This is a genomic window from Trichormus variabilis 0441 (assembly GCF_009856605.1).
GTDB classification, from domain to species: Bacteria; Cyanobacteriota; Cyanobacteriia; order Cyanobacteriales; family Nostocaceae; genus Trichormus; species Trichormus variabilis.
Map to the genome: position 1 here is coordinate 39,185 of NZ_CP047243.1, position 14,973 is coordinate 54,157.

Here is a 14,973-nt window from a genome sequence, read left to right on the forward strand (position 1 = left end):
CATGAAACCAATCATGAAAAAATTAACTATTAGTGCGATAGCTGCTACTACTTTTGGCAGTTTATTTATTGCTGCACCTAGTTATGGCATTAGCATTAACGATTTTTTTAGTTCCATCGTCTCAGATTTTCAAACTGAGATTTCCAAAATCCAAGATGATGCTAAAGAAAAAATTAATATCAGTTGGGCTGGAATCAAAACAGATGCTATCGCCGCAATTGATAGTTCTATCGGACAATTGGGTGCGCCTGACCCGATTGCTTCAGCTGATCAGTTGAAAGATTCACTTAAGGATGACTATTCTTATCCTGTTGCTCAACAGAATGCACAACAACTAGAGCGTCAATTAACTCTGGCTTCTGTCTCCAGCATCGTTAGCAAAGACGGACAACAACAAACCCAAGAAAAAATTGATACTACTGCTCAAATCGCCCAGCAAGCAAAAAGTATTGCTGATGAGGCTCAGAATATGGATGCCTCTCAGAATGTACTTAAAGCGATCGCTGCTCAAAATGGGCTAATTGTATCAATGCTGGCAGAGCAACGTACTGATTCTTTATCTGCCCGACAGGACAATGCTTACTCTAACCTGATGCTGACACAAGTAGCTGAACACCTTGATTCAGAGCGGAAAAAAGAGAACTCTCAAGAAGATGGCAGATTGTCTCTAGTTCATGAAATAGTGCTTAATGCACGACTAGATCCAGCTTCTGCTGATTAAAAGGGGAAGAACACAGTAGGAGGGGGAACAACGCGCTCATAGTGAGATCGTCGTCTAATGAGCAGGGGGAGCAGCATTTCCTCCTACACAAACAATCAACCAGCTTTCAAATAGCTACCAAAATTACTGGATTAAGCAAGGATTAAAATCATGTTTTTATTAGCAAAACTAGATGGTAGTGATTTAGCTAATTTAGCTAAAGAAAACGCAGCTTCAGTCGCGCAAGGTTTTGATGAGCTTTGGGTCGAAACTATTAATGGAGGTGTATACTGGGCAATTTGTAATGTTGGTGCTTTATTCGCTCTAGCAACACTAACTTTTTTCATCATTGAATGGACAAAAAGAATGATGAATGGAGAGGAACAAAGGGCTTATACAGATTTTATTTGGCCTTTAATAGTTGTGGTTTTACTCAGCAATAAGGGAAATATGCTAGGAAAATCAACTTTTGGGATTAGAAACTACATAAATAATGTAAATAATACAGTTCTTAGCCAAGCTGCTGCGGGAATTGACCTCAAAAAAGCGTATGAAAGTGCATTAGGAACTGAAGCAGCACGTAGTGCAATTGGACTGGCTGTAAACAGATGCCAAAATTCATCATTAAGTCAACAAGAACAGATAGATTGTTTAAAACAAGCCAAGGAAGAATTAACCAAAAAATATCCTGATAAGTTTAATAAAAATAATGGAGTTTTTTCTTGGTTTATTGATGCTGTTGATGGAATGATTGATGCTTATAGTGACCTAGCTCAAGGGAAATCTTCAATTACTGATGCGATCATGTCTCCACTTAATGCCTTTGTCGGGTCTGCAATCACTGACGTAATTACTATCATTCTAGTCGGCATGAATGGAGCTTATCAATGGGGGATTGAATTGACCATGCTGATCACAGCACTGCTTGGGCCGATGGCGGTTGGTGGTTCTTTATTACCTTACGGAGCTAAATCTCTCTACACTTGGCTAATTGGTTATTTCAGTGTCGGTTTTGGAAAATTATGCTTTAATCTCATCGTAGGATTTGCTGGACAATTAGTCGCTGATTCTAAGTCTTATCAGCCGATGTTTTTCTTGTTTACTATAGGTATTATTGCCCCATTCTTAGCCACGGGGTTAGCGGCTGGTGGTGGGATTGCTGTTCTTACTCAGATCAATAAAGCTTCTGAAACTTATACTGGTATCGCTCTTGAAGTTACTAAAGGTATTGTGACTAAAGGCGGTAGTTTAGTTGGAAAAATTGCTAAATGAGCCTATAAAATTAGCTGCTTTACAAATACGAACTGTATAGCTTGCTTCCTTAAAGGGGTACTGCGAATTGCGAATTGTTATCTCCCTACAACCTGTTTCTTATATGCTGAATCTTAAAAAAGCATCTCCTGGCAAGAAAGAGCCATTGCAACTGCTTAGTTATAACAAATACGTCACAACTAGAGTAGGTATAATTTCTTTAGCTGGTTTCTCAATGGCGGCGTTATCTCTTTTGTTGCAGTTCCTCAATTACGGCGCGATTTCTGTATTAAATAGAAAGCAATTGGCATTGGTACAATTATCATCAGGTGATACGATTGCTGCTAGGGCAGTAGACCCTAAAGAAAGGTCTGATGAAGTTATTAAAAAGTTTATTTCTGATACCTTTATCAAAATGTTTAATTGGGATGGGCTAGTACAAACCTTCAACGAGAAGGGCGAACCAATTACAAAGCAAGATACTGGCATAGAAGTAGGCAGAATTGATAATAAATCTAATAGCCGAGTGGTTGCAAAAGCTTATGATACTGCTTTCGCTTTGAGTGAAAATGGTGGATTTAGAGCGGCATTTCTCAAAAAACTAGCATCAATAACTCCTAATGGAGTATTTAATGGAGAATCACAAGTATCTTTAATTCCCAGATTCATCTCCCAACCACGCCAAATTAGAGAAGGTAAGTGGGAAATAGATTTTATTGGGACTTTAGTAACTTTTGACCGTGCAGATAACTCAGGTAGAGGAATTGCCTTTAATAAAACCATCACAGTTTCATCAATTGATAATCCAGAGTATATCCCCGCTAACACTAGTGAATTAGCAAAGAAAATATATGCAGCCCGTGGCGCTGGAGTAGAAATCACAGAAATTGTTGATTTAGATTTAGGCAAAAGAAAATGAGTGTAGACAATCATAAAAATGGTTCAGGAGCGACCCTAGAGGATTTGCTTCATATAGATGATGCTCAAAAATTTAATGATAATAAACAACCAGAACCAGAAAGTTTATTAGTACCGACTAAGCACACATTCGTCACTTCTCCTTGGTCAAGACTGGCAATAATCACCGTGCCTTTCGGAGTGGGATTTTTAGCTATATTTTTGATGCTCAATGGTGTATTTAATCCCCCAACTCCTCAAAAAACTGTCCAAAAACAAGAAGAACCAACAACTACTGAACAAGCCCAACAAAATGAAGAAGGTGATGGTGATGCCCGTGCAAAACTAGCCTTATCTGACCAACAGGCAGAACTGAACAAGATTAACCTCAGCAAAAAAGAACAACCAACACCAGTAAAAGTTTCTCAAACCGAAAAGGTCGTGCCAAGAACACCGCCGTCACCGCGTCCTGCCCCACGCTGGGTGCAAAATCCTTCCCCACGTCCAGCCCCACAACCAATTAGAACCTATACTCCACCAGCAACACGCACGAGTTTCGCTCCTAGACCCTCTATATCTGCACCAAGAGAAACGCACCTAGATCCACTTGAACAACTCAACAAACTTCGCACCATCGGTTCCTATGGCAAAATCGCCTATGCCGAATCTAGTATTAGCGACAATTCTTCATTAGACCCGGCTCAAAATTTACCTAATCAACCACAGGAGCAAAGTGATTTCAATAATAATAATGTAGATAATGATACTTCTGCCCAAACCACACAGCAAAACTCAAACGACTCTATTGAAAAGATCCGCCCCAGGTGGCAAGCCCAACCTCAAGCTAAGTCGGATAAATATTTAGACCAGGAACGGCAAATACTTGAAGGTAAACAAACTCGCTACCTCACTGTTGGTACTTTTGCTAATGGTGTGATTGTTACCCCATTAGTTCAAGCGACAGTTAATAGCTCTGTTGGGCAACAAACATCAACAGCTAATAATACTAGGTCAGTCGTTCGACTAACTCAAGATTTACGCGATAACTATGGGCAAGTGGCAATACAGGCCGGAACTTTATTGGCAGTCGAGTTGGTTTCGGTTGACGGTGGTAGTGTAGCGATCGCGTCGGTCAGAGCGATTATCAAAGATAATACCGAGTACCCGATCTCGACTGGTGCAATCTCTGTGACTGGGGAAGGTGGTCGTCCTCTGATAGCCAAGAAATTTCAAGACAGGGGCGGCGAGATTGCCCGTAATGACTTGTTTGGCGGTGCTGTGTCTGCATTGGGCAAGGTTGGGGAAATTATAAACCAACCAGATAATGAAGAAGAAATTGAGGATGAATTTACCGGACGGATTCGACGGCGCAGCAGTGGCAATCGTCGCAATGTTACGGGTGCATTGCTTGAAGGGTTTTTTGGGCAGGTCAGTCAAAACGTCAGTCAACGTAATCAACGTGCTACTCAAGAAATTAATTCTCGCCCAAATGCTTGGTACATAGCAGCAGGGAATAAAGTCACCATTACAGTTAATCGCTCTCTGGAGTTGCCATGAAAAATTTGTTGATTGGTATAAGTTGCGCGATCGCTGTTGCACTTGTACCAATATCTACCATTGCTGCCCCAGTCGTGCGTACCATCAGACAACAAGAAGCTAGTGGTACAACTGCCAAGCTACAAACTATCAACGTCTGGAATGGTCACGGTGTCGCAATTTCATTCTATGAAACTGGCGAAACTATCAAAAAAGTCTGGTTGGACGACCCCTCACAAATTCTCATTGACACAGATGGTTGCTTAGAAGGACTGGATCTCAATTGCCCTAACCCTGGCGCTGGTCTGATTCATCTGCGGCGGATTAAAAGGGTGAATATTCCCGGCTTACCGCAAACATTAACAACTTTATTAACAGTAGTTACACAATCATCCTCTGGTGAGCGTAAGACTTACAGTTTCAGATTGGCAACCAGTAATGGCACTCCTAAATATAGTCAGGTAGTGATTACGAGTGCTGATCCGATTGTGGCACAAAAACCTCAATTTTCTTCACTAATCCAAACGCAAAAAACCATCAACCAAATTCGGGGCGGGATGGCGATCGCTATTAAAAATGGACAGATGAATTATCAAGATACACTACATCAACGCTTGCAAAAGTTTGTTGGTTATTTACAAGAAGGTGATGACATTTCTACTGCTGCTGATAAGGCTTCTGTTTCTCAAGAGTTAGTCAATAAATTAATGGCTTTGGGCAATAGTTCTAATAACTTAACACAAGGTAATGGTTTATGAAATCAAAATTAAGCCTCAATGATAACGCCTTACGTTACTTTATCTTTTTTGGTTTAGCAGGCAGTTTATTTATTCACAGTTTTATCAAGTACGGGCTACTCAATCAAACCATTGGGTTAATCATACCTAAAGCCTCGGCACAAGTCCCAGTAGTCAATGCACCCAATGGTTTTGTGCCTGATTGGTCACGCCTTAAATTCAGCGACATGATTATAACAGAGTCCGGCAGCGTGACCTATCCTGGTTCAAGAGGTATAGAAACTAGAACCTGGACGGCTGGTCAAAGCATTGCTGAGTTTATGGAACTGGGTGATTTTGAAACCCCCCAATTAGCCATAGAAAATCTGAAGCTTTCAACTATTGCTTCAGTACAAGGAATAAATTTAAGCGCTTTGAAACTAGGAGATTTTGAACTTAGCAAATGGCAAACTTTACCCTCTTTAGTTAAAGCCGTGCCTGGATTGGGAAACAGAAATATTAATAGTGTGCGACCCATCCGGGATTTTGCCCGGAGATTTGGCATTAATGGCGGTACAATCGCTAATGCTAGTCGCTATTCCAATTTACGTAATGTGCAATTGGGGCGAGGAATTAACTTAAGAAATTATTCACTCACATCCATTCCTAATATTCAGAACGCATCAATTAATCGCTTTACTAATTGGCAGGACTCGAAAATTATTGGTGTGCCTGGACTATCAACACTCACCTGGGATAATTTACCCGGACTGCGATCGCTTGACCTTTCATTTGTTGCCAAAGTTGACTTGCCATTAAGAGACGTTGAGGCTAATCGTATTCGCTCTATTTCTGGTAGTTATCAACAAGGGTTTAATGTTCCTTGCTACCAAACAAATTGCGCTCACATGGAGATGTCTGGTATTGGTCAGACGACTGGTACACAGTGGATGTCTGGTAAGTTTCAGAAAGTTAATGGTGGATTTGGAATTTTAAAAGCTCTTAACGGTGGTAAAGAACCTACGGGGCGAAACCCCTTTGGTTCCAGTTTTAAACAAGTTGTTTGGAATATTCATGAAGACACTGGGAAGGTGGAAACTACAATGTTTTTCCGCATTTGCAAAACCATTCCCTTCATTGGTCGCACTTGCAGTCCCTACTTTATTGGCCCTGTGCCTTTTATTGTCTACCGGGAGAAAGACCCTATCGTTCTTGGTCAACCCAATTCTCTACCTTAAATATGAGCCAATCCTTGAAAACAAATAGTGCTAAAAATCAACAATTTAGTTTTGAGCAATTGCAAAATCCTGATAATGCAATTGGCAAGTACACTCATCAATTACTCACCCTTAATGGTCTAACAGTTTTATCCTTGCTCGGTGCTTATATTCTCATAAGGGTATTTTTTAGCGACTCTAATAAAAAGAAAATCGCTACTTCTTATTGGGGTGGGGGTAAGGAAACGACAGTGGCTAAGAAAAAGGCTATCAAACAAATCGCCAATCCTCAATGTGATAGTGCAGCGCTTTACATTGGTAAGCATCAGGACAAAGGTGATGGCAATACTTTCTATATTCCTGATGTACAACGAGGTACAGCCGTAATCGGCGCTCCGGGTAGTGGTAAAACATTCTCTGCCATCAACCCCATGATTTACTCCGCTATAGATCAGGGGTTTCCGATTATTGCTTATGATTTTAAGTATCCATCTCAAGCCAAAGTTGCTGCCTATGCTAAATACAAGGGCTATGATGTGCATATCTTCGCCCCAGGATTTCCTGAATCTGAAGTCTGCAATCCACTAGACTTTCTGCGCGACAGTAGTGATGCGGAAACTGCCCGACAAATTTCCACTGTCATCAATAAGAACTTTCGACTTCTGGGTAATTCAAGTGAAGATGGGTTCTTTGGGCCATCTGGTGATCAGTTGACTCAAGCAATCATCATGTTAGCTAAAGAGTTTGGTGATTACGCCGATGTCATGACCTGTGCAGCGATACTCTCTAGTGAACACATGGTCAAACGCCTGATGGCTGCTTCCTTAAACCCTTGGGTGAAAATTGCCTTTGGTCAGTTGTTCAGTTCTGCCGCATCTGAGAAAACCGTTGCCGGGATTGTGGCGACCGCTTCGATTATGTTTACTCGCTTTATGGCGAAAAATACTCTTGGCTGTTTCATCGGTAAAACGACTCTGCCTTTAGAAATCAAGGGTAAGCAGATGATTATCTTTGGCTTGGACAGAGAACGGCGAGATGCTGTAGGGCCTCTGATGACCAGCATTTTACACATGACTATCGCCCGTAATATCGCTTCTAAACGCAAAGATCCATTAATCGTTGCCCTGGACGAATTACCCTCGATTTACTTGCCTGATCTATATAGGTGGCTCAACGAATCCCGTTCTGAGGGGTTCTGCGGCATTATCGGCTTCCAAAATATGGGACAGTTAGAGAAGAATTACGGTAAAGAAGTAGCTAAGGCTATCCTTGGCGCTTGCAGTTCTAAATTCATTTTTAATCCTGGTGAAAATGAATCAGCGCAATTATTCTCTAGCTTTTTAGGTGATGAGGAAATTAAGTATAAACAGAAAAGCCGTTCTAGTGGTAGTAAAAATAATAGCACCAGCATTAGTGAGCAAGAAAAAACTAGAAAGCTGTTTGAATCGGCTCAATTCCTGAAACTAATTGCAGGTAAATGTGTTTTTATTAATCCTGCCTACGCCAACAATAATGAGGGATCTGTTCCACTACTAAAGACGATTAAAATCTCTCAACCTCTCAAAAATGTTGATAAATATAATCAACTTAAATGGGCAAGAATTGTTAGTTTAGCCGCCAGGAAGAGTACCCAGAAATTTCCCTCCCAGCAAGATTTAGCTTTACGGGTGAATCTTGTTGAACAGCATTTTCCCCTTCCCGATAATCCAGGGGCTGTTTCTAATACTGGACTGACAGCTAAAGAAGTCGGCAACATAATTAATCAAGGAAGTTCTCAAAATGGAATTTAATAATTATGAAAATGAATATTGAAGAATTGAAGATTGATAACTTTGAGCTAATTCAAACACTATCTCAAGAGAATATTTTAGCAGATGGTAGCCTTATTGATATTAGTCTGCCTCTGCTCCAGATTATTCAAGAGTTTAAGAATTTATCCCAAACCAGACCAAGGCTGAGAAGTTTGGGTATATATACTATCATTAGTCTAAAAAACATTTACATTAAACTAAATAAAGAATCTTGCCTAAAAATTGTTAAGCAATATATTGAGGGTATTGGTTGGCATGATTTGCAATATATCTGTTTTTTGGATATTCAAAATAGCAATGTTTATATTCATATTATTTTTAATCGGGTTACACCAGAGGGTCAACTCATTGAGCTTAAATGTCTAGGGGCAACTTGGCAGCAATATGAGGTCTTACGTCAATCTTGTTGTCGGATTTTAGAAAACCCTATTAATAATAAATATTTGCAAAGAAAATTCTGCAACTGTTGTCCATAAACAACAGTACAACATGAGGCACAGTCTACAAATAATTAACAAAAAATATGTTTGATGAACGACATTTGCAACTCACTTCTGCTTACGACAGAGCAAGTCAGCATTTTATTAGAGCTTTCATCTATCCTCTAGGTGAGTTTATTTATAAATCCATTGAAGAAGCTATTGATTTAAAATGCCGCATCGAAATAGGGGAAGAAACTTATTTCTTAACTCCTGATGAGGATGGTGGTTGGAAATGGTCAAAAGGTGAACAGGAAATAACTAATGAAGAAATAGAACAAATAGAAGGAACCCTAGAATACTTATTACCTAGACTTTTACCCGGTAGTCATGATTCAACACCACCCAATTTTCCTCCTCCCCCTGATTTACCTCCAGTTTTACCTAACCCAAATATTCCTCCAAGTCTTCCCCCTTCTGGTGAACTTGTTGATTTCTTAGCCATACAAATTGAAAGCAATAATACTCTAGAATATCAATACTTACAAAGCCAAGAAGAAATATTCTTAACTCCGCCAAACTGGAGTAATGATTATGTCATAAATGATGTTATTGAAATTCAGGATGTATCAATAACATCATCTACAGAGATTGTGGATGATTCCTCTATTTTAGACGATGCCAACCCTGATAAAGACTATGAGCAGAGTCAAGTGATTAATTCTCATGAAATTGCTGATGAGCATTTAACAGTAGAGTTGATTAGCAACAACACAATTCCAATCAAGAGTGAAAATCTTCGCCCAGAACATATTGATCCACAACATTGGCACGAACTCGTAGTAGACAGTGCGATCGCTCCTGAGATTGCACAGATGAACTTTCAAAGTCTTCACTTTAGCCAGACAAACGGTTCACACGAAGCTTGGGAGCGGTTAATGATCAGCGAAAACCTACCACGCACAAATACAGGTAGGCTCTCTGGTGAGATATTGAAAACATATTCCTATCTAGATTTGACAGACGGCTGGTGGTGTAATGCAGGAGTAGATCCGCGTACTTTTGAGGGCTTAAATCCTGGTGAGACTGCCCACCATAAAGAATGGGGATGCTATAAGCCAAATCAGCCAAGACCAAAAAGAGAGCGTGACGGGCAGATAATTGAGGGGAAATTCATTAAATATGAACATCCGCCTAAAACTCAATTGAGTATTTTTTTGTTAGATGTCCCAGACAAGATTGCTCAAAATATTTACTCCTTGGCTGGAGTAAACCCCAGCGATAGCGATCGCACTTCTGGATTTTGGTATTGCGTATGGAAACATAACATTTCTATCACCATTACTGAGGGTGCAAAGAAAGCGGCTAGTCTCTTAAGCCAAGGTCATGCTGCCATCGGGCTACCGGGAATTTCTGCCGGATACCGCACACCTAAAAATGAATGGGGTCAAAAAATGGGTGATTCCTATTTAGCACCAGAGTTAGCTGTTTTCGCTACTAAGAGCAGGGAAATCAAAATCTGCTTTGACTATGAAACTAAACCAGAAACTAAACTCAATATCGACAGGGATATTTGGAAAACAGGAAGTTTGTTACAAGAATTGGGTTGTGTAGTGAAAGTAGTAACCTTGCTAGGGCCAGATAAGGGTGTAGATGATTTTTTAGTCTCACAAGGAACAGAAGCTTTTGAAAAGTTATCTGCTATGGCAATATCTCTAGAGCAATGGAATAAAAATAAATTTGATAATTTACGTTGCACTCTCAAGCTTAAAGATGGCACAGTCAGAACAATTTCTGAACCAGGAGACTCTACTTTGACAACAAATGTCACCCTTGATGAATCAGAACAAAACATTGGTGTATTTAAAAAAAATCGGGCTAAATCACTTATTAACCCTAGTTCACAAATCATACATATAAAAGTTACTGATGCAGAAATTATTGATGTTGAGGTTATTTCTTCCAGACAAAATCAACCACTTGAAGGAGCAACTTTACAAAACACAAGTGGTACTTCTTGGGCTAAAAAGGAAAATGTTACGCTTTATGAGCCTAACTTCTTTAGAAAGCGTCTTGAAGCTAGTGAGAATAAACAAATAGCTTCTGCTGCTTATACTTTGTTAAAAAAATATGGTGTTGATACTAAAGATAAACAACAGCAGACTATTGGCAAAATTTACCATGCTGATGCTTTTGTAATTAAGAATCATGGCGGCGACAAATACAGTATCCATCGTCGTCATGATCATGTAGAGTTAATGACTTTTCAAGCTGATAAATGGGGACACGTAGGCAATATTCAACTTTCTTACACCCAAATCAAGAATGCACTTAAAACTCAGCCAAAAAAACAAATCAACATTCTGCCGATTGAAAGGCAAGAGTTTTTGTTAGTGGCTGATGTCATTAAAGCAGGCAAAGAATTACCATCTGTCGATTGTGACCCCCGCAAAATTGCCTCAACTCTTTCTTCGCTATCTCCTCAAGGTACACATAATATTTTAGAAAGTTTTAAAGAAAAAGAGGTGTTACAAATCCTGACCCAAACTATCACTAGTTTTGGACAAGATGACTTAACTTTGGGCAATTACCGCATTCTTTTTGAGCAAAGCACTGGCACTACATCGACTCTACAACTATTCAAAACCGAACACAATGGTATTACTAGGGAAGCCGTAAGATTTGAATTTGAGCGTACTGAAGCTGGGATAACTCACCAAGTCAAAGCTTTAGCTATTACTGAAGCTGATTTAGAAAAATTAAGACTTCTAGCTCAAAAACTGCATATTAATTATCAAGCTTTGTTTGGCAATCCTAATAACACTCGTGACATCGAATTGCCCCTTCATCCCGAAATTGCCCTTAATTTAGACTCCGGGCAATCACCTTCAAAGTATAGAGAGTCTGATGATCAAAGACAACAGAGTACTGTATCACAATCAACTACACCAATACTTAAAGCCACAAAACCATCACAATCTACACAACAGCAGAATTATTCTTTTAATTTAGATAACGTTGTGCTACCACTGCATCCAGTTTTGAAACAATACTGGGAACAGTTAGAACTTGATGGTTCTGGCAATAAGTTCGTAGAACAAGGGCATTTAGAATTTCAAACTAAAATTCAGCAAACTGGAACATTAACCGTTGGTGAACAGCGTGAACTTTATCAACAGATTCAAAATCAAGCCTGGAACCAGATTAACCGCAATGGGCGTACTGATATTGTACTGCCAGCATTGGCTGTGATTGTGAATGATTTGCGCTCGCTCTCGCTTCAACAATCACAACCAAACATTTCTTCTGACCCAGCCTGTGATACACCAATGCCTCTCCACAGAGATATCGCTGCTCATTGGGAGAATTTAGAAACCAATAACACTTGGTTTAGTGTTGCCAATCAGTACAACAATCCTTTACGGAATAAATTAGAAAAAACTGGTAAGCTGACTATTGGGGAACAACGTGAACTTTACCAGAAAATTCTCCTTCAAAGTCAAGTTGAGCAGCATAAAAAAGGCAAAACTGATATTTTTCTTCCTCCTTTAAGTGATATTGTTCAAGACTTGATTGATGCTCGTAGTCAGATAATTGACCACACTTATACGCCCAAAGTTGAAGTACATTCTCCTCAGAAATCTCACACTTCACAACAATCTACTAATTCACAAGAATTAGAATTGTAATCAACATCTGCCAAATACACCTGAATATGCAGTCTAATTTAGTATCCGAAACCATCACTACCATCAACCGCGATAGTGGACTTTCTCAAAACCAAATGGCCTATAGGCTGGCATTGATGATGGAGAGATACCCACCTTCATCAATACAGTCAACCCCTGCGCTAGATCCGACAGAGCGCTCTAATATTATGGCTGAGATGAAAAATACTCTATCTCTATCCCACAATGCCCGAAGTAATGAAGATTATCGGCAAAGTCTTAAGGAGAAATACCTGAAAGAGTACGCTCAGAAATTTGGCTTAAATAAACCTGAACAAATACCTAATATGGACAACTCAACCAGGGTGAAAAATTTAATAGCCGAGAAGAAAAAGACTTTCTTACAAGAGATATTACAGTCTAAAGAACGCAAGTTACCTTTAGTTAACAATCAAACATTTACACCAAAGGATAACGAAAATCATGAGGAGGCTAAAAAATCTCTCATTCCTGCATTGATGAACATCCTCGTAACCAAAGGACAAGACACCGTTGGCGGTCGCATTTATGAGGGTATCTCTTATCGACTAAATCTCATGATGAGAGAGGGGATGCAACGTCTCGTGATTTGGCGCAAAAGTGATAATCAATCTGCTTTTAGTGCCTATAAAGTTGATGCTAAGGAAGAATATAAAATTTTACACAATAATCTTTCACCAGAAGAAACACAAAAGCTGATCAATTTTGATATGAGAGTGCAACAGCAACAGCAACAGTTACCTTCGCCGCCACAGCAACAACAAAACGACCGCTCTCCTGACGGCCCAGAATTAGAATGAACTAGTGAAAATAACCAACGAACAACCCCAGAAAATACACAGTTACTAAAACGTACCGCTTCGTTACACGCTCGAATTGTGACCAGGGTGAAATAATGACAGCTAATACTATATAAAATAATGCTTGTAAAAAATCGTTGTGGCTCAATTTAATGATTGCTGCTATCATCAAAGCCACAAAAATCAAAAACTCCACCACTGATTCAATTCTGTCCCACAGTTTGACATCATATAGGTAACGCATCTTGCACCTTCTGCGATTTGGGCAACATCCTACCATCAAGTCCATATATCCCGTCATCCTTGTAAGGAAATATTATGGTGAATTTAGTTCCTTGCCCTACAGTCGAATTTACCTTGATGTCCAACCCATGAGCGTAAGCCACAGACAGAGCAATGTACAATCCCAGTCCCATGCCTACTCGATTGGATGAATTAGGCGATTGCCACAATGGTAAGAAGATATTTGAGATTTGTTCGGCAGCAATTCCTATCCCAGTATCTTCAATCTCGATAATTAAATCATCGCATTGATGGAGAAGTCTTAAAAAGATTTCTCCACGACTAGTGTACTTGATGGCGTTGGTGAGAATATTGCAAATCATCCTATCAATACTTACTCCGTCAGCCCTGACTTGAGTTCCATGCTTATATAATGTTTGAGTTTCATAGTGCAGTTTCAACGAATGATACTGTGCTATAGGATTGAACAAACAGTAAGTTTTCTGTAAAAAAGCTAACATATCAAACTGAGTTACCGTCATTGGATTAACTTCAAAAAAAGTAGTCTTTCTAGATTGAATTAAACTCACTACTCGTTCATTGAGTTCTTGTAGACTTATCAAAAAAGGTCTAATTTCTTCTAAAGACTGTCCATAAGCACCAGCAATCATCTGATTCAGCACTATTGATGCTCCTTGATGATTGTTTGACACATCGTGCAGTAGAGCTAATAAATCCAGTTGCTTGCTTAGATGTTCTTGTTGCATATATGCTTCCCCAGACAGATTGTTATTTTTGTGACTTTTATGATTGCTGATTTTATTGTTAAATTTTAGAATATTTTTATTTTAGTCTGGAAAAACTTTTTATACAATCATATTTTAGGGTTAATACTTTCACTTCACTTCCCAAAACATATTCTGCTAACTCACTAGTTTTACTTTATGTCTCTATATATATAAAGTCAAAGATTTAACATCAGAAACTGTGTTATAAATATTGGATACCTACAGCTAAAGTAATGAAAGAGCTATATGATTCGAGTAGTATTTATTGAGGATAATGATATCATCAGGCTCGGAATAACTACCGCTATTAATCAACAACCAGATATAGAAATGGTAGGGGTTGGTCATACAGGAAATGAAGGGGTGGAATTAGTTAAAAGTTTAAGCCCTGATGTTGCTTTAGTAGACATTGGGCTGCCTGATATTTCTGGAATCGAGGTCATTAAACAAATCAAGAAATCTAAAAGCAACACTAAAGTTGTTGTCATTTCTTGCAACTCTTGTCAAGAGGTTATCACTGCTGCTATCAGTAGTGGTGCTGATTCTTATATTCTCAAGAAAAATAATACTTCTTTGATTGTGGAGGCAATCAAGTCCACTTACAATAACAAAAGCTTATTCGATTCCGAAATTATTCAAAGAGGGTTACTCAAGATTTTCCCGACACAGAAAGCTAAAGGCAAGATATTTGACGACCACTTAACCCAGCGAGAAATTAGTGTTTTAGCATTAATTGCTGCTGGTTTTTCTAATAAACAAATCGGTGAAAAGTTGTTTATTGGTGAGAATACTGTCAAAAATCATGCTAGGAATATTTACTCTAAATTAGGTGTTGATAGTCGGATCAATGCCATTCTCAAAGGCTCTGAACTCGGCTATATCTCCAACACTGCTACCCAAGTTATTTAA

The 14,973-nt window shown here is 39.2% G+C and carries 13 protein-coding genes; 11 read left to right on the forward strand and 2 right to left on the reverse strand.

Features of this window, described 5'->3' with window-relative positions:
• The first annotated feature begins 1 nt into the window (after position 1).
• The 10 genes from GSQ19_RS26545 (at position 2) to GSQ19_RS26590 (ending at position 13,054) form a co-directional block, all read left to right on the forward strand.
• Positions 2 to 721 (forward strand): hypothetical protein, encoded by a 720-nt coding sequence (locus tag GSQ19_RS26545; RefSeq protein WP_011316314.1) that lies wholly within the window; start codon positions 2 to 4, stop codon positions 719 to 721.
• Between the two features lie 150 nt (positions 722 to 871).
• The gene (locus GSQ19_RS26550; protein WP_011316315.1) at positions 872 to 1,972 is read left to right on the forward strand and encodes a hypothetical protein; all 1,101 of its coding nucleotides are present in this window, start codon (positions 872 to 874) and stop codon (positions 1,970 to 1,972) included.
• Positions 1,973 to 2,075: 103 nt separating this feature from the next.
• Positions 2,076 to 2,870, forward strand: coding sequence for a hypothetical protein (locus GSQ19_RS26555; protein ID WP_011316316.1), 795 nt, complete (start codon positions 2,076 to 2,078; stop codon positions 2,868 to 2,870).
• Positions 2,867 to 4,405: a TrbI/VirB10 family protein gene (locus tag GSQ19_RS26560; protein WP_011316317.1), complete on the forward strand. Its 1,539-nt coding sequence runs from the start codon at positions 2,867 to 2,869 to the stop codon at positions 4,403 to 4,405. Before GSQ19_RS26555 ends, GSQ19_RS26560 begins: the two co-directional genes overlap by 4 nt.
• Entirely contained in the window at positions 4,402 to 5,142 is a 741-nt protein-coding gene (locus GSQ19_RS26565) for a hypothetical protein (protein WP_011316318.1), read from the forward strand. Before GSQ19_RS26560 ends, GSQ19_RS26565 begins: the two co-directional genes overlap by 4 nt.
• On the forward strand, positions 5,139 to 6,338 hold the full coding sequence (locus GSQ19_RS26570) for a hypothetical protein (protein WP_011316319.1): 1,200 nt from the start codon (positions 5,139 to 5,141) through the stop codon (positions 6,336 to 6,338). The genes GSQ19_RS26565 and GSQ19_RS26570 overlap by 4 nt, the downstream gene beginning before the upstream one ends.
• 2 nt (positions 6,339 to 6,340) lie before the next feature.
• Positions 6,341 to 8,107: a type IV secretory system conjugative DNA transfer family protein gene (locus GSQ19_RS26575; protein WP_011316320.1), complete on the forward strand. Its 1,767-nt coding sequence runs from the start codon at positions 6,341 to 6,343 to the stop codon at positions 8,105 to 8,107.
• A gap of 11 nt (positions 8,108 to 8,118) precedes the next feature.
• Entirely contained in the window at positions 8,119 to 8,604 is a 486-nt protein-coding gene (locus GSQ19_RS26580) for a relaxase/mobilization nuclease domain-containing protein (RefSeq protein WP_224312042.1), read from the forward strand.
• A gap of 47 nt (positions 8,605 to 8,651) precedes the next feature.
• Positions 8,652 to 12,236, forward strand: a complete 3,585-nt coding sequence (locus GSQ19_RS30125; RefSeq protein ID WP_011316322.1) for a DUF3854 domain-containing protein — start codon at positions 8,652 to 8,654, stop codon at positions 12,234 to 12,236.
• Positions 12,237 to 12,262: 26 nt separating this feature from the next.
• The gene (locus GSQ19_RS26590; RefSeq protein ID WP_011316323.1) at positions 12,263 to 13,054 is read left to right on the forward strand and encodes a hypothetical protein; all 792 of its coding nucleotides are present in this window, start codon (positions 12,263 to 12,265) and stop codon (positions 13,052 to 13,054) included.
• Between the two features lies 1 nt (position 13,055).
• On the opposite strand, the gene GSQ19_RS26595 is transcribed toward GSQ19_RS26590, so the two are convergent.
• On the reverse strand, positions 13,056 to 13,298 hold the full coding sequence (locus GSQ19_RS26595; protein ID WP_011316324.1) for a hypothetical protein: 243 nt from the start codon (positions 13,296 to 13,298) through the stop codon (positions 13,056 to 13,058).
• Positions 13,282 to 14,043, reverse strand: coding sequence for a sensor histidine kinase (locus GSQ19_RS26600; RefSeq protein ID WP_011316325.1), 762 nt, complete (start codon positions 14,041 to 14,043; stop codon positions 13,282 to 13,284). The genes GSQ19_RS26595 and GSQ19_RS26600 overlap by 17 nt, the downstream gene beginning before the upstream one ends.
• A 267-nt stretch (positions 14,044 to 14,310) precedes the next feature.
• Between GSQ19_RS26600 and GSQ19_RS26605 the strand changes: the two genes are divergently transcribed.
• Positions 14,311 to 14,973, forward strand: coding sequence for a response regulator transcription factor (locus GSQ19_RS26605; protein WP_011316326.1), 663 nt, complete (start codon positions 14,311 to 14,313; stop codon positions 14,971 to 14,973).

Coding starts and splice junctions, on each gene's coding strand:
- GSQ19_RS26570 (WP_011316319.1), top strand. CDS start 5,139: ATGAAATCAAAATTAAGCCTCAATGATAACGCCTTACGTTACTTTATC.
- GSQ19_RS26560 (WP_011316317.1), top strand. CDS start 2,867: ATGAGTGTAGACAATCATAAAAATGGTTCAGGAGCGACCCTAGAGGAT.
- GSQ19_RS26580 (WP_224312042.1), top strand. CDS start 8,119: ATGAATATTGAAGAATTGAAGATTGATAACTTTGAGCTAATTCAAACA.
- GSQ19_RS26550 (WP_011316315.1), top strand. CDS start 872: ATGTTTTTATTAGCAAAACTAGATGGTAGTGATTTAGCTAATTTAGCT.
- GSQ19_RS26565 (WP_011316318.1), top strand. CDS start 4,402: ATGAAAAATTTGTTGATTGGTATAAGTTGCGCGATCGCTGTTGCACTT.
- GSQ19_RS26595 (WP_011316324.1), bottom strand. CDS start 13,298: ATGCGTTACCTATATGATGTCAAACTGTGGGACAGAATTGAATCAGTG.
- GSQ19_RS26605 (WP_011316326.1), top strand. CDS start 14,311: ATGATTCGAGTAGTATTTATTGAGGATAATGATATCATCAGGCTCGGA.
- GSQ19_RS26545 (WP_011316314.1), top strand. CDS start 2: ATGAAACCAATCATGAAAAAATTAACTATTAGTGCGATAGCTGCTACT.
- GSQ19_RS26590 (WP_011316323.1), top strand. CDS start 12,263: ATGCAGTCTAATTTAGTATCCGAAACCATCACTACCATCAACCGCGAT.
- GSQ19_RS26600 (WP_011316325.1), bottom strand. CDS start 14,043: ATGCAACAAGAACATCTAAGCAAGCAACTGGATTTATTAGCTCTACTG.
- GSQ19_RS26575 (WP_011316320.1), top strand. CDS start 6,341: ATGAGCCAATCCTTGAAAACAAATAGTGCTAAAAATCAACAATTTAGT.
- GSQ19_RS30125 (WP_011316322.1), top strand. CDS start 8,652: ATGTTTGATGAACGACATTTGCAACTCACTTCTGCTTACGACAGAGCA.
- GSQ19_RS26555 (WP_011316316.1), top strand. CDS start 2,076: ATGCTGAATCTTAAAAAAGCATCTCCTGGCAAGAAAGAGCCATTGCAA.